At 69.0% G+C, this 23,133-nt stretch carries 22 protein-coding genes and 1 tRNA gene; 8 read left to right on the top strand and 15 right to left on the bottom strand.

Annotated features, from left to right (window positions below; all coding sequences use genetic code 11):
* Nucleotides 1–93: 93 nt before the first annotated feature.
* The 3 genes from ACN8HC_RS15690 to ACN8HC_RS15700 are packed head-to-tail and all read right to left on the bottom strand — an operon-like array spanning nt 94 to nt 3,602.
* Nucleotides 94–1,557, bottom strand: coding sequence for an aldehyde dehydrogenase family protein (locus tag ACN8HC_RS15690; protein ID WP_490075776.1), 1,464 nt, complete (start codon nt 1,555–1,557; stop codon nt 94–96).
* On the bottom strand, nt 1,554–2,852 hold the full coding sequence (locus ACN8HC_RS15695) for an NAD(P)/FAD-dependent oxidoreductase (RefSeq protein WP_490075777.1): 1,299 nt from the start codon (nt 2,850–2,852) through the stop codon (nt 1,554–1,556). The genes ACN8HC_RS15690 and ACN8HC_RS15695 overlap by 4 nt, the downstream gene beginning before the upstream one ends.
* Before the next feature lie 6 nt (nt 2,853–2,858).
* Nucleotides 2,859–3,602 (bottom strand): haloacid dehalogenase type II, encoded by a 744-nt coding sequence (locus ACN8HC_RS15700; protein WP_490075778.1) that lies wholly within the window; start codon nt 3,600–3,602, stop codon nt 2,859–2,861.
* Nucleotides 3,603–3,714: 112 nt separating this feature from the next.
* Between ACN8HC_RS15700 and ACN8HC_RS15705 the strand changes: the two genes are divergently transcribed.
* The 6 genes from ACN8HC_RS15705 to ACN8HC_RS15730 are packed head-to-tail and all read left to right on the top strand — an operon-like array spanning nt 3,715 to nt 9,834.
* Nucleotides 3,715–4,434 carry a GntR family transcriptional regulator gene (locus ACN8HC_RS15705; protein ID WP_490075779.1) on the top strand — a complete coding sequence of 240 codons (720 nt, stop codon included), beginning with the start codon at nt 3,715–3,717 and terminating at the stop codon, nt 4,432–4,434.
* Between the two features lie 14 nt (nt 4,435–4,448).
* Nucleotides 4,449–5,435 carry an ABC transporter substrate-binding protein gene (locus ACN8HC_RS15710; RefSeq protein ID WP_490075780.1) on the top strand — a complete coding sequence of 329 codons (987 nt, stop codon included), beginning with the start codon at nt 4,449–4,451 and terminating at the stop codon, nt 5,433–5,435.
* A 6-nt stretch (nt 5,436–5,441) separates the two neighbouring features.
* Nucleotides 5,442–6,311: an amino acid ABC transporter permease gene (locus ACN8HC_RS15715; RefSeq protein WP_490075781.1), complete on the top strand. Its 870-nt coding sequence runs from the start codon at nt 5,442–5,444 to the stop codon at nt 6,309–6,311.
* On the top strand, nt 6,308–7,126 hold the full coding sequence (locus tag ACN8HC_RS15720) for an amino acid ABC transporter ATP-binding protein (RefSeq protein ID WP_490075782.1): 819 nt from the start codon (nt 6,308–6,310) through the stop codon (nt 7,124–7,126). Before ACN8HC_RS15715 ends, ACN8HC_RS15720 begins: the two co-directional genes overlap by 4 nt.
* 2 nt (nt 7,127–7,128) lie before the next feature.
* A complete protein-coding gene (solA, locus tag ACN8HC_RS15725) occupies nt 7,129–8,259 on the top strand; it encodes an N-methyl-L-tryptophan oxidase (protein WP_490075783.1) in 1,131 nt (376 codons plus the stop codon).
* A 45-nt stretch (nt 8,260–8,304) separates the two neighbouring features.
* Nucleotides 8,305–9,834, top strand: a complete 1,530-nt coding sequence (locus ACN8HC_RS15730) for a S53 family peptidase (RefSeq protein WP_490075784.1) — start codon at nt 8,305–8,307, stop codon at nt 9,832–9,834.
* A 1,053-nt stretch (nt 9,835–10,887) separates the two neighbouring features.
* On the opposite strand, the gene ACN8HC_RS15735 is transcribed toward ACN8HC_RS15730, so the two are convergent.
* Nucleotides 10,888–10,962: transfer RNA gene (locus tag ACN8HC_RS15735), tRNA-Pro, on the bottom strand.
* Nucleotides 10,963–11,297: 335 nt separating this feature from the next.
* Between ACN8HC_RS15735 and ACN8HC_RS15740 the strand changes: the two genes are divergently transcribed.
* On the top strand, nt 11,298–11,807 hold the full coding sequence (locus ACN8HC_RS15740; protein ID WP_490075785.1) for a group I intron-associated PD-(D/E)XK endonuclease: 510 nt from the start codon (nt 11,298–11,300) through the stop codon (nt 11,805–11,807).
* Nucleotides 11,808–11,856: 49 nt separating this feature from the next.
* Here the strand turns inward: ACN8HC_RS15740 and der are convergent, their stop codons facing one another.
* The 9 genes from der to xerD all read right to left on the bottom strand — a co-directional run bounded on the left by der (nt 11,857) and on the right by xerD (nt 20,243).
* Nucleotides 11,857–13,305: a ribosome biogenesis GTPase Der gene (gene der, locus ACN8HC_RS15745; protein WP_490075786.1), complete on the bottom strand. Its 1,449-nt coding sequence runs from the start codon at nt 13,303–13,305 to the stop codon at nt 11,857–11,859.
* A gap of 33 nt (nt 13,306–13,338) precedes the next feature.
* On the bottom strand, nt 13,339–14,019 hold the full coding sequence (locus ACN8HC_RS15750; protein ID WP_490075787.1) for a lysophospholipid acyltransferase family protein: 681 nt from the start codon (nt 14,017–14,019) through the stop codon (nt 13,339–13,341).
* The gene (cmk, locus tag ACN8HC_RS15755) at nt 14,016–14,714 is read right to left on the bottom strand and encodes a (d)CMP kinase (RefSeq protein WP_490075788.1); all 699 of its coding nucleotides are present in this window, start codon (nt 14,712–14,714) and stop codon (nt 14,016–14,018) included. The genes ACN8HC_RS15750 and cmk overlap by 4 nt, the downstream gene beginning before the upstream one ends.
* Before the next feature lie 62 nt (nt 14,715–14,776).
* Nucleotides 14,777–15,871: a prephenate dehydrogenase gene (locus ACN8HC_RS15760; RefSeq protein WP_490075789.1), complete on the bottom strand. Its 1,095-nt coding sequence runs from the start codon at nt 15,869–15,871 to the stop codon at nt 14,777–14,779.
* Nucleotides 15,872–15,939: 68 nt separating this feature from the next.
* Entirely contained in the window at nt 15,940–16,842 is a 903-nt protein-coding gene (locus ACN8HC_RS15765) for a pseudouridine synthase (RefSeq protein WP_490075790.1), read from the bottom strand.
* Complete coding sequence (scpB, locus tag ACN8HC_RS15770) at nt 16,839–17,486, bottom strand: SMC-Scp complex subunit ScpB (RefSeq protein WP_490075791.1); 648 nt, start codon at nt 17,484–17,486, stop codon at nt 16,839–16,841. Before scpB ends, ACN8HC_RS15765 begins: the two co-directional genes overlap by 4 nt.
* A complete protein-coding gene (locus ACN8HC_RS15775) occupies nt 17,479–18,372 on the bottom strand; it encodes a segregation and condensation protein A (RefSeq protein ID WP_490075792.1) in 894 nt (297 codons plus the stop codon). The genes scpB and ACN8HC_RS15775 overlap by 8 nt, the downstream gene beginning before the upstream one ends.
* A complete protein-coding gene (locus ACN8HC_RS15780) occupies nt 18,372–19,226 on the bottom strand; it encodes a ParA family protein (RefSeq protein WP_490075793.1) in 855 nt (284 codons plus the stop codon). The genes ACN8HC_RS15775 and ACN8HC_RS15780 overlap by 1 nt, the downstream gene beginning before the upstream one ends.
* A 90-nt stretch (nt 19,227–19,316) precedes the next feature.
* On the bottom strand, nt 19,317–20,243 hold the full coding sequence (gene xerD, locus ACN8HC_RS15785; protein ID WP_490075794.1) for a site-specific tyrosine recombinase XerD: 927 nt from the start codon (nt 20,241–20,243) through the stop codon (nt 19,317–19,319).
* Between xerD and ACN8HC_RS15790 the strand changes: the two genes are divergently transcribed.
* Complete coding sequence (locus ACN8HC_RS15790) at nt 20,242–21,036, top strand: hypothetical protein (RefSeq protein WP_490075795.1); 795 nt, start codon at nt 20,242–20,244, stop codon at nt 21,034–21,036. The genes xerD and ACN8HC_RS15790 overlap by 2 nt on opposite strands.
* A 35-nt stretch (nt 21,037–21,071) precedes the next feature.
* On the opposite strand, the gene hisS is transcribed toward ACN8HC_RS15790, so the two are convergent.
* Nucleotides 21,072–22,415 (bottom strand): histidine--tRNA ligase, encoded by a 1,344-nt coding sequence (gene hisS, locus ACN8HC_RS15795; protein WP_490075796.1) that lies wholly within the window; start codon nt 22,413–22,415, stop codon nt 21,072–21,074.
* A gap of 7 nt (nt 22,416–22,422) precedes the next feature.
* Nucleotides 22,423–23,118 carry an MBL fold metallo-hydrolase gene (locus ACN8HC_RS15800; RefSeq protein WP_490075797.1) on the bottom strand — a complete coding sequence of 232 codons (696 nt, stop codon included), beginning with the start codon at nt 23,116–23,118 and terminating at the stop codon, nt 22,423–22,425.
* Between the last annotated feature and the right edge of the window lie 15 nt (nt 23,119–23,133).

A 23,133-nucleotide genomic window follows, 5' to 3' on the forward strand; every position in this document is an offset into this window, starting at 1 on the left:
CTTTCGCTCGTTCCAAGGTAGGTGCGCTCGACGACGCTGCGGTGTAGCCGCCGTCGACGGGCGACGCTGCAAGGTATGGCGACCGCGCGCCGCTCAGCGCGGCTCCGGAAGCAGCACACACTTGGGTGCGGTCAGTTCCAACGTCGCGGAGCGGATGCCCTCGCGACCGATGCCCGACTGGCCGAACCCGCCGAACGGCATGGCGTCCAGCCGGAAATCGCTGGTGTCGTTGATCAGCACCGCACCAGCCGTGATCGCTCGTGCAAGTCGCATCGCGTTGTCCAGCGAGGCAGTGAAAACCCCTGCTTGAAGGGCAAATTGGCAGTCATTGGCCCGACATACGGCGTCCGCGGCGGTGGCGACGGGCTCGATGACGACGACCGGGCCGAAGATCTCCTCCTGCAGGATCGGCGCGTCGGCCGGGACGCCGGTCAGCACCGTCGGCGGATAGAAGCTGCCGTCGCGCCGGCCACCCGTCACCAGCCGAGCGCCGCGCTCGATGCTGTCGTCGACCAGCTCCGCGACGCGCCGCGCGGCCGCCACGCTGACCAGTGGGCCCACCTTCGTGTCCGGATCGAGCTTCGGGCCGACCCTCAGGGACGACGCACCGCGCGACACCCCGTCCAGCACCCGGTCGAAGACCGGCTGCTCCACGAAGACGCGCTGCACCGACAGACAGTTCTGACCGGCGACGCCGAACGCCCCGTCGACGATCTTGCGGACGGCGAGCTCCACATCGGCGTCCGCGCAGACGATCGTCGCGTTGTTGCCGCCGAGCTCCATCAGCAGCTTCTTGACGCCGGCGTTCCGGCTGATGGCGGCGCCGGTCCGCGTGCCGCCGGTGAAGGACACCACCGCGACAGCCGGGTGCGCGGTGAGCGCCTCGCCGACCTCCGGACCGCCACAGAGGACCGACAGCCGAGGCGCCGGCACACCGGTTTCGAGCAACACCTGGGCGAGATGCAGCGCCGTCAGCGGGGTCTGGTCCGATGGCTTGAGCACGAGGCCCGCACCGGCCAGGATCGCAGGCACGAACTTGTGCGCCACCAGGTTGAGCGGGTCGTTGAAGCTGCTGATCGCGGCCACCACACCGAGCGGCTCCCGGCTGAACCAGCCGATCCGTCCCTCGCCTCGCGCACTCGCACCGGTCGGCAGGGTCTCACCGGTCAGCACGTCACCGGATTCGGAGCCGACGCGCAACGTCTCGACGCACCGAACCACTTCGGCACGTGCCTCGGCGAGGGTCTTGACACCCTCGGCCGCGATCACCTGCGTGAACAGCTCGGCGCGCTCCTGCACGAGGTCGGCCGCACGGCGCAGCGATGCCGTCCGGGCATGCAACGGCCAGTCGTCACCCAGCGATTCGGCCGCTGCTCGCACCGCCGACTCGACGTCGTCGGCGGAACACCGGCTCACCCTGCCGACAACGGCACCGTTCTCCGGGTCGTGCACCGGAAGGTCCAGCGGAGCCGTCCGCCACCCGCCGGCGATCAGTGCCCCGCCTGGCGGCGGGGTCAGCGTGCCGGGCCGGTCGACGGTCTGCGCGGTCGCGGTCACGCCTTACCTCCTCGCAGCAGGTTCCACTTGTCGATGACGTGCGCGCCCGCGCCGATGAACGGCAGGAACCAGGGCGGCCCGACGTGTCCCGGAACGGCGCGGAAGCCGATGTCCTGGAACGGCAGGTCGGCGCGCGCGCCGAGCAGCTTGCGCGCGATCTGCTGCCCGGAGTAGGTCGCCATCTGCACGCCGTGGCCGCTGTAACCCACGCTGTAGTGCACGCCGTCGTGCTCTCCGGCATGGACCATCTGGTCCATGCTCAGATCGACCAGTCCGCCCCACGTGTAATCGATGCCGACCTCGGCGAGTTGCGGGAAGATCTCGGTCATCGCCTTGCGCAGGATCTGCGCGCTGCGCAGATCGGAGTCCGGGCTGGACAGCGCGAAGCGTGCCCGGCCGCCGAACAGCAGCCGATCGTCCGGTGTCAGCCGGAAGTAGTACGTCAGCATCTTCGCGTCCGAGGCCATTCGCCCACGGGGCAGCAGCTCCGCCGCCAGCTCGGGGTCGAGCGGCTCCGTGCAGACGATGAAGCTGCCGACCGGTATGACGCGCCGCTGCAGCCATGGCGTCAGTGACGAGGTGTAGCCGCTGGTCGCGACGAGTACGTCGTTCGCGAGGACCGGCCCGCGCGAGGTCTGCACGACGTGCCGGCCACCGTCGCGGTCGAGCGAGACCACGGGCGCGTTCTCACAAACGGTGGCCCCGGCGGCGATCGCCGCGACGGCCAGCCCGCTGACGAACTTCCCGACGTGCAGCCCGGCACCGAGCGGATCGACCATCCCGCCGTGGTAGAAGTCCGAGCCGATCTCCTTGCGGATGTCGTCCGGGCCGAGCACCTCGAGGTCCGGCAGGTCGCCGATGGCGGCCACCTCCCGCTGGGTGCGCCGCATGCCGGCCACGTCCCGAGGAGTGAGCGCGAGCGACAGCTTCCCGTGTCGGGCGAAATCGCAGTCGATCGAGTGGTCGCGCACCAGCGTTTCGACCGCGCTGATCGCCTTGTCGTATTCCAGGTAGTACTCCACCGCCCGATCGCGACCGTAGCGGGCGACGGCCTGGCCGAAGCCGATCGCGAGACCCGTCGTCGCCATACCGGCGTTGCGACCGGAGGCTCCCCAGCCCACCGAGTGTGATTCCAGCACCGCTACCCGGGCTCCCCCGCGTGCCAGCTCGAGCGCTGCCGAGAGGCCGGTGAGGCCGGCACCGACGACGGCGACGTCGACCTTGTCCGGCACCGGAGTGTGCCGGAAGTCGCCCGGCGGCGTGGCGGTGTCCTGCCAGTAGGAGACGAGTTTCATCAGCTGTCAGTCGGTCCCGAGCATCTGGTTGAGCTCGTCCAGCGAGTCGACGTCGACGTATTCGTAGGAGTGCGCGGCGGGGTCGTAGCCGCGGCGCAGCATCACCAGGTTGGGGAAGCCGAGATCGCGCATCGGCATGATGTCGTAGCGCGTGTGCGAGGACACGTGCAGGAAGTCCTCCGGCTTCGCGTCCAGCTGCTCGACCATGTATTCGAACGCCTGGTAGCGGGGCTTGTAGTAGCCCGCCTGCTCCGCAGTGAAGACCGCGTGGAAGGGCGCGCCGAGCTTCGGCACGGAGGCGTCGAGGAACTCGGTGTCCGCGTTGGACAGGATCACCAGCGGGTATTTCTCGGCCATCTTGGCGAGCGGTACGGGCACGTCGGCGTGCGGGCCCCAGGACAGGACGGCCTCGCCGAACTGCTTGCCGGCCGTCGGGTCGGACTCGATCCGCCACTTGCGGCAGACCCGGTCGTAGGCGTCCTGCAGCACCTCCCGGTAGGGGCGGTAGGCGTCGAGGACCTCGTCGTAGCGATATTTGCTGAACGACTCGCGGAACGCCGGCCAGTCCTTGTCACTGATCTGCCCGCGCACGACTTTCCTTGTCGCAGCGTCGATTTGGTAGTTGATCAGAGTGCCGTAGCAGTCGAAGGACACGTACTTCGGGCGGTAGTTGATCACGGTCAGCGCTCCCTGGGGTCGGCTCGATGTGGTGCGTGCGTTCGGGTATGCCGCGGCTGCGCCGGACGGCATGCCGGAGACAGTAGCGCGAATCTGGAATATTGTCGACAACATTCGACATACCGTTGACAGCATGCAATGAACATCACTACATTGCTCGGCATCCACCGATGAGGAGACCCCCGTGGACTCAGCCCTGCGGCTCTCGCCGCTCACCTTCACCTCGACCACCGACCGCGTCTGCACCGAGTTGCGGCGGCTGATCATGTCCGGTGCTCTCGCTCCCGGCCAGGCGCTCAACGAGAAGTCCGTCGCCGAACAGCTCGGCGTGTCCCGGTCCCCCGTGCGCGAGGCGTTCCAGCGGCTCGTGACCGAACGTCTACTCGTCTCCGAACGCAACAAGAGCGTGACGGTGAAAGAGTTCAGCGACAGCGACATCCAGGAGATCTACGACGCGCGCACCGCGATCGAGAGCCACGCTGCGCGCACGATCATCACCGCCGGCGATGCTGCAGTGGAGCGGACCGCGGGTCACCTGGAGGATGCACTGCAGGCACTGGGTGAGCAGCTCGACGACGGCGACCGGCTCGCGATCGCCCAGGCGGACCTGGAGTTCCACCAGGCACTGGTCGCCTCCGGAGGCAACTCACGACTGATGGCGGCATACCAGCTGCTCTCGGCCGAGACCCTCACCTGCATGGCGTGGCTGGAGAACGCCAAGCCGTCGGGCGACGAGCTGATGCAGGACCACCGCGACTTCATCGACGCACTACGTGCTCACGACCCCGAGCAGATCACCACGGTCATCGCCCAGCACCTGTCCCGGGCGAATTCGAACCTCGCCGCCAGCACCCCCGCTGAGCGCGCAAACCCCACCACACCGGCCGTCGTGCCGCAACGCTGATCAGGAGACCCACCATGAAGACTCGAGCAATCTCGCTCCTCGCCGTTGCGTGTCTCGCGCTCGGCACCGCCGCCTGCTCCACCTCCGGTGGGGAGTCCGGGTCCACCGGCAGCTCCGGTGCCGGTGGCGCCACAGCCGGCGGCGGCAGCAGCACCAGTGCCAAGGGCACGCAGGGCAACATCGCGCAGGGCGTGAAAGCGGACCCGGCAGCGGTCAAGCTGCTGCCGGCGTCGGTGAAGTCCAAGGGCACCATCTCGGTCGCCATGGACCTGCAGTATCCGCCCACATCGTTCCTGTCGACCAGCAACCAGCCGGAGGGTTACAACGTCGACATCGCCCGGTTGATCGCCGCCAAGCTCGGCCTGAAGCTGGACATCAAGAACGTCTCGTTCGACACGATCGTCCCCGGGCTCACCGGCGGACGCTACGACTTCACCGCGACCGACATGTCCGCCTCCCCGGACCGCCTGAAGGTGCTGGACATGATCAACTACTGGACCGATGGATCGTCACTGGCGACGAAGGCGGGCAACCCGGAAAAGCTGGACATCAACACCAGTTCGATCTGCGGCAAGAAGATCGCCGTCATGACGGGCACCACCCAGCAGCAGACCTACCTGCCCGCGCTGTCCAAGAAGTGCACCACCGGCGGCAAGAAGGCGGTCAGCACAGTGGTGCTGCCCAACGTCAACGCTGCGCTGACCCAGTTGGCCTCGGGCCGCATCGAGGGCATCTTCTACGACACCCCGTCGCTGGCGTATGCCGTGCAGCAGCACGGTTCGACGTTCAGCGTGGACCAGGACCAGTACAACAAGCCGGCGTCGCTCGGGACCGACCTGGTCGCCATCGGCCTGAAGAAGAACTCGCCGCTGACCAAGGCCGTGCAGCAGGCGATGCAGTCGGTCATGGACGGTCCGCTCTACAAGAAGGCCCTGGACAACTGGGGTCTCGGCGGCGGCGCGATCAGCAAGGCTTCGATCGCGACGTCCGTGTCGAACTGAGCCCGCATGGACGCCACCGACAAGCCGCGGATCCACCGGCGCGGGCTCTACGAATACCTCATGTGGGCGGTCTGCGCGGTGGTCGCCGCAGGAGTCGCGTACACGCTGATCACCAATCCTCGCTACCAGTGGGGCACGATCGGGCAGTACCTGACCGCCGGCACGGTGCTGAAGGGACTGTGGCTGACCATCTGGATGACCGTGCTGGTGATGGTGATCGCCACCGTCCTCGGGCTGTTCATCGCGGTCATGCGCGCCTCGAAGATCCTGCCGGTGAAGATCATCGCGGTCTGCTACATCAACCTGTTCCGCGGCACGCCGGTGCTGGTGCAGCTCATCCTGTGGTTCAACATCGCCGCGCTCTACCCGAACATCCGCCTCGGCATACCCTTCACCCCACTGGGCGGCAAGCTGGACACCAACGCCCTGATCAGCGCCACCTCCGCCGCCATCATCGGGTTGTCGCTCAACGAAGCGGCCTACATGGCCGAGATCGTCCGAGGCGGCTTCAACTCCGTCCCCAAGGGGCAGTTGGAGGCCGGTGACTCCATCGGGATGAGCGAGGGCCAGAAGATGCGCAAGATCATCATCCCGCAGGCCATGCCGACCGTCATACCCGCCACCGGCAACCAGCTGATCAGCATGCTCAAGGAAACCTCCCTGGTCAGCGTGCTGGGGGTCGCCGACCTGCTGCAGAGCGTGCAACTGATCTACGCGCGCACCTACGAGACGATCCCGCTGCTGCTCGTCGCGTGCATCTGGTACCTGGTGGTGTCCCTGCTGCTCAACTACCCGCAATCGAAGATCGAGGCCTACTACGGCAAATCGCGCCGCGCGATCGCCGAACCCACCGTGCTGCAGGAGGTGCCGGCATGACCAGCACCCCGTTCACCGAACCCTTCCGCCCGGCCGGACTCGGCGCGGCAGACGGCCCCGGCACCGTCCACATCCGCAAACTGGTCAAATCCTTCGGCCCGCACACCGTGCTCACCGACATCAACCTGGACATCGCCGCCGGCGAGGTATGCGTCCTGATCGGCCCCAGCGGCTCCGGCAAATCCACCCTGCTGCGCTGCATCGACGGTTTGGAGGAGATCGACTCCGGGGTGCTGAAGGTCAACGGCGAACACCTGGGGTATGTCGAGGAGGCCACCCACTACCGTCCGCTCCCCCGCGGCCAACTGCGCCGGCAGCGCACCAGCATCGGCATGGTCTTCCAATCCTTCAACCTCTTCCCCAACATGACCGCGCTGGAGAACATCACCGTCGGCCAAACCCTGGTGAAACGCACCTCGAAGACCGACGCGACGAAAAAGGCGCGTGAGCTACTGGACCAGGTAGGGCTCGCCGGCCACGAAAAGCACTACCCCGCCCAACTTTCCGGCGGTCAGCAGCAACGCGTCGCGATCGCGCGGTCGCTGGCCATGGATCCCAAGGTGATGCTCTTCGACGAACCCACCTCCGCCCTGGACCCCGAACTCGTCGGCGACGTCCTGGACGTCATGCGGCAACTGGCCACCGCCGGCATGACCATGCTCGTCACCACCCACGAAATGGGCTTCGCCCGAGAAGTGGCCAACAGCCTGCTCTTCATGGCCGACGGGCGCATCGTCGAACGCGGCGACCCCCGCGAGGTGCTCGCCAACCCCCAAGAAGCCCGCACCCGACAATTCCTCAAGAAGGTTCTCTGACCGTGACAGACGCGCACACCGCCGTCATCGGCACCGGCAGCATCGGCAGCATGGCGCTGTGGCAGGCCAGCCGGCAGGACAGCTCGGTGCTCGGCTTCGAGGCACGCACACCGGCCCACCCGCGCAGCGCGGTCGGCGGTGACTCGAGGCTGTTCCGGATGACCTACCGCGGCACCGATCCCTACTACCCGATCCTGCAGCGCTCGCGGCACCTGTGGGGCGAGCTCGAGGAGGAGTCCGGACGGTCGGTCTTCGGGCGCAGCGGCGGCCTGTCCATCGGCCATCGCGACGGCGACTACATTCCGGCGCTGCTGGAATCGATCCGGGCGGTGGGCGCCGAGCACCAGATCCTGGACCGTGCCGAGATGGCGGAGCGCTACCCGCAGCACGATCTGGATGACGACGAGGTCGGTGTCTGGGACCCGCACGCGGGCTACCTCAAGACCGACACCGCCGTGTTGTCGGCGATCGAGTGCGCCGAGCGCCGGGGCGCGACAGTCCTCACCGATACGCCTGTCACGGCCGTGACCGAGACCGGTGACGGGGTGCGGATCGAGTCGGCGGACCGTTCGTGGACCGTCGACCGGGTGATCGTGACCGGCGGCGCCTGGGCCGCGAAGCTGCTGCCCGAGCCGCTGCGCTCGAGCGTCTATCCGACCCGGATCCTGTTGACCTGGTTCGAGACCCGCGATCCGGCGGCCTTCGCACCGGAGGTCTTCCCCATCTTCATCCGAATCGCCCGCGGCACCTCGATGTACGGCGCTCCGTCCCTGGACGGCACGACCGTCAAGGCAAGTCTGGACGGACGGGCTCGCCGCACCGAGGACCCTGACGACCTGTTGCGGACACCGACCGAGGCCGAGATGAGCGAGGTGCGGCAGACCGCAGCCAGCTACTTCCCCGGTCTCATCCCGTATGTCGTGCGCTCCGACACCTACCCCGACCTCTACACGACCGACGGCGCTCCCCTGCTCGGCTTCGCGCCCGGCTCTCGACGCATCGTCGTAGCAACGGGTTTCAGCGGTGCCGGCTTCAAGATGGCGACCGGATACGGCGCGATCGCGGCGTCACTCGCACTCGGCCCGGACGGAGCCACCGCGCCGGCCTTCACCGACCCCGCCCGATTCTGCTGAACGCGCTTACCACCTCTCCGGCGCTTGCGGGCACATACTCGGAGGATGTCCTTCGAACTCGTCGCGCTGCCCGGCAGCGAGCGTCCCGCCATCGGAACCATCATCGGCGCAGCGCCGCCCGAGGACGTGGTCGAGGTGACGGTCGTGCTGCGTCGGCCGGCACAGTTGCCGCCATACGACAGTGACGCCTTGCCACTGACTCGTGAGGAGTTGGCCCAGCACTACGGCGCCGACCCGGCCGACCTCGAAACGGTGCGGAATGCGGTCAGCGGCGCAGGACTGGACGTCGTCGCCGAACATGCCGCGTCGCGAACGATGCGGATCTCCGGCTCGGTGTCCGCGCTCAGCGGCTTCTTCGGGACCGAATTGCACCTGGCGCAGCACCGCGGGGTACAGCACCGAGTGCGTGCCGGATCGCTCTCGGTGCCCGCGGCACTGGAGGGCGTCGTCGTGGCGGTGCTCGGTCTGGACAACCGGCGGCAGGCGGAGACGCGCAGCATCTTCGTCGATCCGAAGGCGGTCTCCACGTCATACACACCCCTGGAGCTGGCGACGGTTTACGGCATGCCGGACGCGGACGGGTCCGGGCAGACGATCGCGATCATCGAGTTGGGCGGTGGTTTCGCGCAATCGGACCTCGACACCTACTTCTCCGGGCTCGGGCTGGCGACGCCCAAGGTCACCGCTCAGGGCGTCGACGGGGCACAGAACACGCCCGGCCAGGACCCGCAGGGTGCTGATGGCGAGGTGCTGCTCGACATCGAGGTGTCCGGCGCGCTGGCGCCGAAGTCGTCCATCGTCGTCTACTTCGGCCCGAACACCGACGCCGGCTTCCTCGACGCGATCACTGCCGCGACGCATGCGACGCCCACACCGGTCGCGATGAGCATCTCGTGGGGTCAGAGCGAGGACCAGTGGACCGCCCAGGCACGGACCGCGATGGACAACGCGTTCGCCGACGCGGTCGCCCTCGGCATCACCGTGACTGTTGCGGCGGGCGACAACGGCAGTGCCGACAACGACACCTCCGGCGCCGCGAAGCACGTGGACTTCCCCGCCGCCAGCCCGCACGTGCTCGGCTGTGGCGGGACCACACTGCATGCCTCCGGCGGCACGGTGCAGAGCGAAACGGTCTGGAACGACGGAGGATCCGGTGGCGCGACGGGAGGCGGAGTCAGTGATGTCTTCCCGCTGCCGTCGTGGCAGTCCTCGGCGGGCGTGCCGCAGTCCGGTGGCGGCAGCCCCGGGCGCGGTGTCCCGGACGTGGCTGCCGACGCCGACCCGGTGACGGGTTACCAGGTGTATGTCGACGGCTCCGCGGAAGTCATCGGCGGCACGTCGGCCGTTGCACCGCTGTGGGCCGGCCTGGTCGCCCGCATCGCGCAGCTGACCGGTCAGCGGGTTGGGCTGGCACAAGCCAAGCTGTATGCCGGAGTCACACCCGGGAAGGCCTCCAACGCGCTGCGCGACGTCACCTCGGGCAGCAACGGTGCCTTTTCCGCCGGACCGGGCTGGGACGCGTGCACAGGCCTCGGCGTGCCGTCCGCTGCGACCGCCAAGGCGTTCGGCGGCTGACGGGGAGTGTCGGTGCGGCTTCAGCCCGCCCCGCGCCATACCACCGCGCGACGGAAGTTCGTCCGAGGTGACCCGTTCAGTGGTCGGGCATCGAATCGATCATCTCCACGCGGACGTGATCACCGTCGATCTTGGCCGCCGTCGGCGAGCCGGAAAACGCCACCGGGCCGCTTCCCGCGCGCAAGTCGCGACCGTCGCGAGTTATGCACGCCACCGGGCCGCTTCCCGCGCGCAAGTCGCGACCGTCGCGAGTTATGCACGCCACCGGGCCGCTTCCCGCGCGCAAGTCGCGACCGTCGCGAGTTATGCACGCCACCGGGCCGCTTCCCGCGCGCAAGTCGCGACCGTCGCGAGTTATGCACGCCACCGGGCCGCTTCCCGCGCGCAAGTCGCGACCGTCGCGAGTTATGCACGCCACCGGGCCGCTTCCCGCGCGCAAGTCGCGACCGTCGCGAGTTATGCACGCCACCGGGCCGCTTCCCGCGCGCAAGTCGCGACCGTCGCGAGTTATGCACGCCACCGGGCCGCTTCCCGCGCGCAAGTCGCGACCGTCGCGAGTTATGCACGCCACCGGGCCGCTTCCCGCGCGCAAGTCGCGACCGTCGCGAGTTATGCACGCCACCGGGCCGCTTCCCGCGCGCAAGTCGCGACCGTCGCGAGTTATGCACGCCACCGGGCCGCTTCCCGCGCGCAAGTCGCGACCGTCGCGAGTTATGCACGCCACCGGGCCGCTTCCCGCGCGCAAGTCGCGACCGTCGCGAGTTATGCACGCCACCGGGCCGCTTCCCGCGCGCAAGTCGCGACCGTCGCGAGTTATGCACGCCACCGGGCCGCTTCCCGCGCGCAAGTCGCGACCGTCGCGAGTTATGCACGCCACCGGGCCGCTTCCCGCGCGCAAGTCGCGACCGTCGCGAGTTATGCACGCCACCGGGCCGCTTCCCGCGCGCAAGTCGCGACCGTCGCGAGTTATGCACGCTGCTGACTCTCGCCCGCGCCGCCGGGTGTATCGGCCCAAGACGACGAAAACCGCCGACAAGTCGGCGGTTTCGTCCGTCGGGCTGACAGGATTTGAACCTGCGACCCCTTGACCCCCAGTCAAGTGCGCTAGCCAAACTGCGCCACAGCCCGTTGCTCGGCCACGAGATCGCGGCCGTGCCGGATGAACGATACCGCAGGGCACCACAGGTCCGAAAACCGGTCACGCTCACTGTCGGTGGTGCCGCCTAGCGTTGCGTCCATGGGCGGATGTCGAAGCTACTCGGACGAACAGCTGGCAGCCGCGATCAGCGCTGTCACGTCCTGGCGGGGCGTGCTTCGTGAGCTCGGTCTGACGGCAACCTCGGCTTCAGCGCAGCGCTCCGTGCGGCGTCGCGCCGACGAGTTGGGACTGGATCCGGGGCCAGCGCAGATGGACCGACCAGGACTTGGCCCTTGCCGTTTCGGCGAGTTCGAGTTGGACGGAGGTGGCGGATCGGCTCGGCTTGAGAGGCGGGTCCTGGGCCCCCACCCTGAAAGGACACGCCATCCGCCTCGTGCTGTCGACGGACCATTTGTGTCCACCCCGTCATACCGCTGACTCCACGCCCGACTTGCCAGCGCCGGAGATGCTTCGCAGGGCCGCGCCGATGATGGCCGCCGCATGGTTCACCCTGTGCCGGTATGACGTCTCGTGGCCTCTCGAGCCGTGCGCCTACGACCTGGTGGTGATCAGAAGCGGTGCGACGCAACGCATCCAGGTCAAGAGCAGCACCTGGAAAGTTGGTGCCTCCTGGATCGCGGGGATCGCACAAAGCGGACATGCGTCCTCACCGTATGATCCGGACGACGTCGACGCCTTCTTCGTCATCGATGGGGATCTGCAGTTCTACCTGATTCCAACGCAGGTCGTCGGTGGACTGACATCAGTCAGCCTCGCCTCATACGACCAGTTCAAGGTCACACAGCGATGGTCCGTGACCGAGGAAGTCTCGTGAGGACTGGTGTGACTACCGTCCACGCCGGCCACAAACCACATCGTGCGTGCTAGCGGCGACGCTTCTCGCGCACCCGCACCGACAGCTCGATCGGGCTGCCCTCGAAGCCGAACTCCTCACGCAGCCGGCGCTCCAGGAAGCGGCGGTAGCCGGCCTCGATGAAGCCGGAGGCGAAGATGACGAACCGCGGCGGACGGGTCGACGCCTGGGTCGCGAACAGGATGCGCGGCTGCTTCCCACCGCGCACCGGGTGTGGGTGCGCGGCCACCACCTCGCCGAGGAAGGAGTTGAGCCGGCCGGTGGGCACGCGCTGGTCCCACGAGTCCAGCGCGATCTCGAGCGCGGGAACGAGCCGGTCGAGATGCCGACCGGTCACCGCCGAGATGTTGGCTCGCGGCGCCCAGGAGACCTGGGACAGGTCACGCTCGATCTCTCGTTCCAGGTAGTGGCGACGCTCCTCGTCGAGCAGGTCCCACTTGTTGAAGGCCAGCACCAGCGCCCGCCCGGCGTCGATCACCTGCTGCACGACGCGCACGTCCTGCTCCGCGATGTTCTCCTCGGCGTCGATGAGCACGACCGCGACCTCGGCCTTCTCGATCGCGGCCTGGGTGCGCAGTGAGGCGTAGTAGTCCGCTCCTCGACTCAGGTGTACCCGCCGCCGGATGCCGGCCGTGTCGACGAATCGCCAGGTCTTCCCGCCGAGTTCGATGAGTTCGTCGACCGGGTCACGGGTCGTGCCGGCCACGTTGTCGACGACGACGCGGTCCTCGCCCGCGAGCTTGTTGAGCAGCGACGACTTGCCGACATTGGGGCGCCCGACGAGGGCGACCCGGCGCGGGCCACCGCGTCCGTATGCCGCAACGGCGGACTTCTCCGGCAGCACGTCGAGCAGCGCGTCCAGCGCGTCGCCGGTCCCCCGGCCGTGCAACGCCGACACCGGCCACGGCTGCCCCAGTCCGAGTGACCACAGCGCGGCCGCCTCGAGCTCGGTCTTCTGGTCGTCGACCTTGTTGGCCACCAGCACGACCGGCTTCTTCGAACGGCGCAGCAGTTTCACGACGGCCTCGTCGGTGTCCGTGGCGCCGACCTTGGCATCGACCACGAAGAGCACGGCGTCGGCCAGGTCGATGGCGACCTCGGCCTGCTCCGCGACCCGCAGGTGTATGCCGCTCGCGTCGACCTCCCAGCCGCCGGTGTCGACGAGGGTGAAGTCGCGCCCGGACCACTCGGCGTCGTAGGCGACCCGATCACGGGTGACACCCGGCACGTCCTCGACGACGGCCTCGCGGCGGCCGAGGACCCGGTTGACCAGCGTCGACTTGCCGACGTTGGGCCGGCCGATGATCGCCACCACCGGACGGGCGGCGGCCTCCTCCGCCGCACCGGCGCCCGTGCCGTCGGTCGCGAGCAGCGCACGGTCCTCGTCGCTCAGCTCGAAATCGTCCAGGCCGACCCGGAGCGCATTCTCGACGGACTCGTCGTGGGTGGAATCAGACATTGCCCCATCATCCCTGACGAGGACCCGAATCCGTTATTCGGGCGCACCCTCCGGCAGCGCCAGGGCGGTCTCCCGGGTCGCCTCGAGGACATGGGCGGCCAGCTTCGTCCGCAACTCCTCTGTCGCGATGCGCAGCCGTTGCCGGCCCGGCACGCCGACCCGCTTGGTGAGCACGAACGGCTCGCCCACCACCAGCCGGACCGATCCGCGCAGCTTCGGCCAGGAGTCGCGGCCGCCGGTGCCCTTCGTGCCGAGCACGGCGACGGGCACGATGCGTGCTCCGGTCACCTGTGCCAGGAACGCGGCTCCTTGTTGTGCCGTCCGCACCGCGCCCGAGCCGCGGGTGCCCTCCGGGAAGATGCCGAGCGCGCCACCATCGACCAGCACCTCGCGCGCGGCGGCCAGCGCATCGCGGTCCGCGGTGTTCTGGTCGATCGGGATCTGCCCCGTCGCTCTGAGGAACACACCCCACGACGACGAGAAGTAGGACCGCTTCACCAGGAAGCGCAGGGGGCGCGGCGCGAAGATGAAAACCATCGGCCCGTCGAGGAATCCGACATGGTTGGACACCACGATGACCGGTCCCGTGGCCGGCATGCGGTCACCGTGCAGCGTCTGGACGTCATACAACGCGTGCGCGAGTCCGAAGCCCAGCTTGCGGCACCCCGCAACCAGCCGTGGGCGACAGCGCTGACTCGAAGCTCCGTTCCTCATCTCCGAGTCATTCGCTGCGGGTCGCCCTCGGTGACCTCGCTCACCACCTGCAGCACCGCCTCGACCGACTGGGCGAAGTCGAGGTGGGAGGTGTCGATGGCGACGACTCCGTCGGCCGCGGTCCTGAACTGCGAGACCGTCGAGTCCGTCCGGTCCCGGTCCACGATCTGCGACCTGGTGGATTCGACATCGACCCGCAGCTGGCGGGACCGGCGCGCCATACGGGCCTCTTCGCTCGCCGTCATCAGGATTCGCACCGGCGCATCGGGTGCCACGACCGTCGTGATGTCGCGACCCTCTGCAACGCAACCACCGGTCGCGGCGACGCCTTGGGCGATCAGATCGCGTTGACGCTGCTTGAGGTCGGCACGGACCGCCAGGTTCGTGGCGACCCGGGACACGACGGACGTGACGGCGTCCTCCCGGATCTCGCGGTCGATCCGCCGCTCACCGACCGCGACGGTGGGCGCCGCCGGATCCATGCCCATCCGCAGGTCGAACGTGCGAGCGTGTTCGCTCACCGCGTCGGCGTCGTCGAGGTCGATGCCGGCGGCGACACACGACCAGGCCAGTGCGCGGTACATCGCACCGGTGTCGAGATAGCTGAGAGCAAGTCGCCGGGCGACCGCCTTCGACACACTCGATTTGCCGGTGCCCGACGGGCCGTCGATCGCAATGACCAGCGGCTTACTCATGCCCGTCCCCTCCTTCGTCGGGTCCCGCCATTCGTCCTGAGTCCTTTGGCCGTTCGCTGCGCTCACTCATGGACACTCCATCCCTTGTGCTCCAACACTTCTCGCAGCCGGTCGACGACCGCCGGCAGCACCGAGAGCTCGACCAGGCCGACCATCGCACCGACGCCGTGCTCCATCCGCAGGTCTTCCAGGTTGATGCCCGCGTCCCCCACATCGTTGAAGAGCCTGGCGAACGACCCCGGCTCGTCCGGGATCGGCACGATGACCGTCGCGTATGTCGCAGGCGCCGACCCGTGCTTGCCGGGGATCCGGGCATGGCCCAGCTGACCGTCCGAGATCAATCGCGCCACCGCTCCCCGACTGCCGTCGGCGGTGCTGTCGTCCGCCGCCAGCTGGTCCAGCGACCGCGCGACGGTCGTCAGCTGCGCGATCACTCGGTCGAGCACCGGCGCCACCGCCGACGCGTTGCCCGCGAGGATCTGCGTCCAGAGCATCGGGTCACTCTCCGCGATGCGGGTGACATCGCGAATCCCGCCGCCGGACAACGCGATCGCACTCTCGGGCAGTTCCCGCAGTTGCGCGGCGACAACGGACGCCGCGAGTTGCGGCACGTGCGACACGACCGCGACCGCCGCGTCGTGCTCGTCAGCGGGCATCGCGACGACCGCTGCTCCCGTGGCGCGGGCCAGGTCCTGCACCAGCGTGACGGCGTCGGGATCGGTCTCGTCCTGCGGGCACACCACCCAGGTGCGGCCCTCGAAGAGATCGGCCTGCGCCGCGACGGCGCCCGAGCGCTCACGACCGGCCATCGGGTGACTGCCGACATACCGATGCAGCTGGGTGGGATCGACCAGCCGGCGCACGTCGTCGGCGACCCGCTGCTTGACCGAGGCGACGTCGGCGACGACGGCGGTCGGCCAGCGCTTCAACTGGTCGGCGACGACGGATGCCGCGACGTCCGGCGGCGCCGCGACGAAGACGAGGTCCGTGACGCTGTCGTCGTCCACGACTCCCGCGCCCAGATCCGCCGCCAGCGCCTGCGCGGTCGGCGACGGATCGGTCAACAGCACTCGAAAACCCTTGTGCGACAACGCAAGGCCGATGGAGGTGCCGATCAGCCCGGTGCCGACGATGCGAACGGTGGGTGTATCGGTCACACTTTCTGTCGCGCCTCTTCCCTCGCCTCCGGTCCTCGCTGCGCTGCGATCCTCGGCTCCGTCGGCGCTCAAAGCCCCGCCGCCTTGTAGAGCCCCGCGACCTCCTGCCGGGTGAGCGGCCGCATCTTGCCGGGACGCAGCTCACCGAGGTGCACCGGCCCGACATCGGTGCGGGAGAGCGACTCGACGGGGTGGCCGACGGCTTCCAGCATGCGACGCACGATGTGCTTGCGACCCTCGTGCAGCACGACCTCCACCAGCGCCCAGCCGGGCGTGGAGTCGACGACCTTGAACGAGTCGACCGTCACCTTGCCGTCCTCCAACTCGACGCCCTCGCGCAGCTGTTTGCCGAGCGTGCGCGGCACGGGCCCGGGAATCATCGCGACATAGGTCTTCGGCACGCCGTAGGACGGGTGCTGCAGCCGGTTGGCGAGTTCGCCGTCATTGGTCAGCAGCAACAGACCCTCGGTCTCGACGTCGAGCCGCCCGACGTGGAAGAGGCGCTCCTTGCGCTGCTCGACGTAGTCGCCGACCGACGGCCGGCCCATGTCGTCGCTCATCGTCGACACGACGCCCAACGGCTTGTTGAACGCCAGGTAGACCCGCGACTCGTCCAGCTGCACGCGCTCGCCGTCCACGTGCACCGTCTGGCGCAGCGGGTCGATGCGGACGCCGAGCTCGCGAACCACGTTGCCGTCCACCGAGACCCGGCCCTGCCGGATCAGATCCTCACAGACCCGCCGGCTGCCCACGCCGGCCGCGGCCAGCAGCTTCTGCAGCCGCACGCCGTCCGGGTCGTGCACGTCGACGTATGGCCTGCTCGGTGCCTTCGGCGGCTGCGTCTGCGGACGCCGCGGCTGACCGCCACGGGTCCGTGCCGGCCGGCCCGCACCACCGGTGCGACCGCCCTGCGGGCGGCCCCGGCCACGAAATCCCTTGCTAGGCTGATTGTTTCGTCTGTTGCCTGTCATCCGTGTCCCTGCGCAATGAGTTCGTCCACCACATCTGCATCGGGCAGGTATGGCGCCAGTGCCGGCAGTTCGTCGAGCGAGGTGAGCCCGAGTCGCTGCAGGAAGTAGGGAGTCGTTCCGTACAGCATCGCACCCTGCTCGCCCTCGGTCCCCACCTCGACGATCAGCCCGCGAGTGAGCAGCGTCCGCACGACCCCGTCGACGTTGACGCCGCGGACCGCGCTGATCCGCGAGCGCGAGATCGGCTGCCGGTAAGCGATCACCGCCAGCGTCTCCAGCGACGCCTGGGTCAGTTTGGCCTGCTGTCCGTCGAGGAGGAACTTCTCCACTGCTGGTGCGTAGTCCGGACGGCTGTAGACCCGCCACCCGTCGTTGATGCACCGCAGCGTGAATCCGCGTTGCTGCTCGGCATACTCGCGCTCCAGCTCCTCGATGATCCCGGTGACCTCCGGCTCCGGAAGCTCCAGCGCGGTGGCGAGCTCGGCAGCGGTCACCGGCTGGTCGACCACCATGAGCACCGCCTCGATCGCACTGCGTGCGCCACCGGGCATCGCCCGCACGTCGAACGTGGCCTCCTCGGCGGTCGGCTCCTGCTCCGCGTCCGGTTCGGTGGCCTCGTCGGGCGGGATCGGCTCGTCAGTCATCGGTCTCCTCCGTGCGGTCGTCGTCGAACTCGGCGCTGACCTCGACCTGTCCGCGGTCGTCTCCGGTCCAGTGCACGATCAGCTCCCCCAGTGCTTCCGGCTGGTCCATCGTGATCACCGACTCCTTGTAGAGCTCGAGCAGCGCGAGGAAGCGCGCGACGATCACCAGCGTCGACTCGGCGTCCGCGACCAGCGACCGGAAGTTGGCCTGGCGCCGGTCCCGCAGCTCACCGATGACGATCGCGGCCTGCTCACGCACACTGACGGCCGGCGCGTGGAGGTGCGTCAGCCCGACCGTCGGCTCCGGCCGCGGGACCATGGCATGAGCCGCGATGCGCGCGAGCTGATCCGGCGTGACGTTCATGATCAGCTCGGGCAGCAGCTTGGCGAAGCGGTCCTCCAGCCCGGCCTGCCGGGCCGTCATCCGGCCGGCGGACGCCATCCGCTCGGCGAACTCGGCAGACACCTCCTTGAACGCGCGGTACTGCAGCAACCGGGCGAAGAGCAGGTCGCGTGCCTCGATGAGTGCCAGGTCGTCGTCATCGTCCGCGCGCAGGTCAGGCAGCAGCCGAGCTGCCTTGATGTCCAACAAGGTTGCCGCGATCAGCACGAACTCCGACGCCTGGCCCAGATCCCAGTCGGCCTGCTGATCCTGGGCATGCCGGATGTGCGCGATGAACTCGTCGGTAACCTTGGCCAGGGCGATCTCGGTGACGTCCAACTTGTGTTTGGAGATCAGCCCGAGCAGCAGCTCGAACGGCCCGGAGAAAACATCGAGGTGCACCTCGAAGGGTGTCGACGCAGCCCGCCGGGTGAGGACACCTCCGGGGACCGCTTCGGGCGGGCTGGAGTCGGTGTCCGTCGAGTCGGCTCGATCAGGGATCATCAGGCCGCTGCGCCGCGAGACACCAGCTCGCGCGCCAGTTGCCGATAGGCCTCGGCCGCGCCGTGTCCGGACGCGTAGGTCGTGATGGGTTCGGCAGCCAGCGAGGCGTCCGGGAACTTCACCGTCCGGCTGATCACCGTGTGGAACACCTTGTCCCCGAAATGCCCCACCACCGAACGGATGACGTCGCGACTGTGCAGGGTGCGACCGTCATACATGGTGGCCAGGATCCCGTCGATCTCCAGCCGCGGGTTGAGCCGGTCGGTCACCTTGTCGATCGTCTCGACCAGCAGCGCGACTCCGCGCATGGCGAAGAACTCGCACTCCAGCGGTATGACGACGCCATGTGCCGCGGTCAGCGCGTTGACCGTGAGGAGGCCGAGCGAGGGTTGGCAGTCGATCAGGATCACGTCGTAGTCGTCGAGAACGGGCCGCAGCACGCGCGCGAGCACCATTTCGCGGGCGACCTCGCCGACCAGCTGCACCTCGGCCGCCGACAGGTCGATGTTGGCCGGCAGCACGTCGAGGTTCGGGTTGGCCGTCTGCTGGATCACGTCGTGGATGTCGTGCTCACGCGACACCAGCAGGTTGTAGACGGTCGTGTCCAGCTCATGCGCGCGGATCCCGAGCCCGACCGAGAGCGCTCCCTGCGGGTCGAAGTCGACGAGCAACACCTTGCGGCCGTATTCGGCCAGCGCGGCGCCGAGATTGATGGTGCTGGTGGTCTTGCCGACGCCACCCTTCTGGTTGCACATCGCGATGACGCGTGCGGGGCCGTGGCTCTTCAGCTCAGCCGGCCGGGGAAAGGTGGGCAGCGGGCGCCCTGTCGGCCCGACCTGCTCCTTCGAACTCACTGCGCGCTCCCGTAACTCGTTCGGCCTCTCGGCGATCGCGGTCAAACCTATTACATCCGTCGCACGCCGCGGGTCGGGAGGCTCGCCGGGTCAGGTGGCGCGCGGGTGCGAGCTGGCGAAGACCTCCCGGAGCTGCTGCACCGTCACCATCGTGTAGATCTGGGTGGTCGTCACCGATGCGTGGCCGAGCAGCTCCTGCACGACCCGCACGTCCGCGCCGCCGTCCAGTAGGTGCGTCGCGAACGAATGCCGCAGCGTGTGCGGACTGAGGTGACCGGGCAGGTCGGCGCGCTTTGCCGCGGCCTGGATGACGTTCCAGGCCGACTGCCGGGACAGCCGTCCCCCGCGCTGGTTGAGGAACAGGGCGGGTGTTCCGGTCCCCCGGGTCGCGAGCGCCGGCCGCGCTCGCGTGAGGTATGCCGTGAGCGCGTCCGCGGCATACCGGCCGAGCGGCAGCACCCGCTCCTTGCCGCCCTTGCCGAGCACTCGCACGGTGGCGGACGCGAAGTCGACGTCGTCGACGTCCAGACTGACCGCCTCCGTGACCCGCGCGCCGATGCCGTAGAGCAGCTCGAGCAGCGCACGGTCCCGCAGCGACGCCGGCGTGTCACCCACGCTCGCCGCCGCGAGCAGCCGTTCGACCTGGTCCAGCGGGATCGCCTTGGGGAGTCGTCGCGGCGGCGTGGGCGGCGGCACCGCGGCGGCAACGTCCTGCGGAGTGTCCCCTTCGAGCGTGAGGAAGCGGTGGAAGCCGCGGACGGCGACCAGGGTCCGCGCCGCGGAGGACGCGGCCAGCGGCTGGTGCTCGGGATCGCCTTCCCGCAGGGTCGCCAGGAAGTCGGTGATGTCGGCCTCGCCGACGGCCCGGGCGTCGTCGATGCCGCGTCCCGTCAGGTGATCGGCGTAGCGACGCAGGTCGCGCTCGTAGGCCCGGAGGGTGTGCGGCGACGCGCCGCGTTCGACGCGCAGATGATCCAGCCAGCCGCGCATCGACCGCTCCAGCGAGGAGGTGCCCATGGAACGACATTCTCACGAGTCACGTCAGCACCTTCGTGAAGGGGCACGGAGGACACCGCTCGTGAAGTTGTATGCCGCCCAGCGGTCCCGCGCCATCCGCCAAGCCGGGTACGACGTGGCGACAGCCGGCTGGGTGGCGGCCTGGCTCTGGCTGGGGACGTATGTGCACGACCACGTCTCGGGCTCCGAGGCGGGTGCCCGAAAGATCGAGACGAGCGGTCGGGGCCTGGCCCGCAACCTGCACGACGCGGCCGGCGTGCTGTCGCACACGCCGATGATCGGCGACGACATCCGCCGGCCCGTCGATCACGCCGCCAATGCATCGACCACGCTGCAGCACGCCGGCGGGCAACTGGCCGACAACCTCGGCACGCTCGGGGCTGCCATCGGCTTCGAGATCGCGCTGGTGCCCGTGCTCGCGGCGGTCTTCGGCTGGCTCGTCGTCCGGATCGGCTACGCCCGCCGGGCCGGTCGGGCGGCCAGGCTGGCGACGCTTCCCAGCGGTGCCGACCTCCTCGCCCTGGACGCGTTGACCCGGCTGCAGCCTCGCACGCTGGCCGGCATCGGCGCCGAGGTGGTGTCCGGCTGGCGCGACGGGGACGACGCGGTGATCGAGGCGCTGGCCGCGGCATACCTCGCGTCGCTCGGCCTGCGCCATGGCGACCGTGACCGCCCCACCATTCACGACGCCGACCTGCACCGCTCCCCGCATGCCGAGAGGCTCAGAAACGCCTCGACAGGCTCAGCAAAACGGCCCGATCCGGCCCGTGTTTCTGAGCCTGTCGACGATTAGTGAGCCTCTCGGCAAAGGGGCCGGCGGGCGGGGGGTCAGGCGTCGTGGGCGGGGGGACTGACAAGTGATGGGCGCAGATCGGCCTCCGGCGGGGTCCACGACGCGGGGTCGGCCGGCACCTGGTCGCCGCTGCGGAGGTCCTTCACCTGGTCGCCGTCGGCGCCGGTGAACCACACGAACGGTATCCCGCGGCGGTCGGCGAACTGGATCTGTTTGCCGAACTTCGCCGCCTTCGGGGCCACCAGCGTCGGTATGCCGCGGGCGCGCAACGCGGTGGCCACGCGCATCGAGTCGCGGCGGCTGTCCTCGTCGTTGACGGCGACCAGCACCACGGCCGGCGTCTCGCGGGACGCGGTCAGCCCCTCCTCGGTGATCAGCTTGCCGAGCAACCGGGACACCCCGATCGAGATGCCGACACCGGGGAAGGTGCGCTTGCCGTCGGTCGCGAGCGCGTCATACCGGCCCCCGGAGCAGATCGACCCGTAGCCCGGGTCGCGCTCGAGCATCGTCTCGTAGACCGTGCCGGTGTAGTAGTCGAGCCCGCGCGCGATCCGCAGGTCGGCGAGGACGACGCCGGGAGCGTGCTCGTTCGCGACCTGCACGATCGCGGCAAGCTTCGCCAGCCCCTCCTCGAGCAGCTCGTGGCGCACGCCGAGGGCCCGGACCTGGTCGACGAATCCCGTGTCCGGACTGCTGATCTCGGCCAGCGCCAGGCACTGCTTGGCCTGCTCCTCGCTGCAACCGGCGTCCAGCAGCAGCTTGCGCACGGCGTCCGCGCCGATCTTGTCGAGCTTGTCGACGATGCGCAGCGTGCCGGAGACGTCCTCGATGCCCAGCCCGCGGTAGAAGCCCTCGCAGATCCTCCGGTCGTTGACGTGGATGCGGTAGTCGCCGATCGGCAGCCGGGAGAAGACGTCGGCGACGACGAGCAGGAGTTCGGCCTCGTAGTGGTCGGGCAGCGAGCCGATGTCGATGATGTCGATGTCGGCCTGGATGAACTCCCGGTAGCGGCCGCGCTGCGGCCGCTCGCCGCGCCAGGCCGGCTGGATCTGGTAGCGGCGGAACGGGAAGGTGAGCTTGCCGGAGTTCTCCAGCACGTAACGCGCGAACGGCACGGTCAGGTCGAAGTGCAGCCCGAGCGAGGTCTCACCGGAGTCGTCGGGGCCGGCGGCGAGCCGGCGCACGCCGTAGATCTCCTTGTCGGCGTCCTCGCCCTGCCCGGCCAGCCGGTCGACCGTCTCCATCGCACGGGTGTTGATGGACGCGAAGCCGTGCAGCTCGAAGACCTCGCGGATGGTGTCGAGCACGATGAGCTCGGCGATGCGGTCGGCCGGGAGCCATTCCTGGAAGCCACTGATGGGCGTGACCTTGGTTGCCATGAGTCCTCTAGAGGTTCTGCAAGTAGGGGTTGGTGGCGCGTTCGCGCGCCATGGTGGTGCCCGGCCCGTGGCCGGGCAGCACGAGGGCGGTGTCGGGCAGCGTCAGCACGACGTCCCGCAGCGAGCGGTTCATCGCCTCGCCGTCGCCGCCGGGCAGGTCCGTGCGGCCGATCGAGCCGGCGAAGAGCGTGTCCCCGGAGAGCACCGTGGAGTCGACGTCCGCCTCGGCCGGCAGGCCGTCGGGCACCTCGCCGATGCCGAAGAGCACGGAGCCCTCGGTGTGCCCGGGCGTATGTCGCACGTCGAACGTCATACCGGCCAGCTGCAACGTCTCGTGGTCGCGGATCTCGACGACGTCCTCCGGCTCCGTCCACGTCGGTGCCGCCCCGAACTGCTGCTCGAACATCCCGACCAGCTGCGGGCCGAGCGAACTCAGCGGGTCGACCAGCCGATAGCGGTCGTCGGCGTGGATGTATGCCGCGGTGCTGCCGCCGCACACCGGCGTCACCGAGTAGACGTGATCCACGTGACCGTGCGTCAGCAGGACCGCGGCGGGCCGTAGCCGCAGCTCCGCCAGTGCGTCCCGCAACGTCTCGACGACGCCGATGCCGGGGTCGACGACGACGCACTCCTCGCCCTTCCCGGGCGCGATCACATAGCAGTTGGTGCCGAAGACAGCTGCGGGAAAGGAGGCGGTGAGCACCCGGCGAGCCTATCG

The sequence above is a fragment of the Flexivirga sp. YIM B11880 genome (assembly GCF_058148645.1).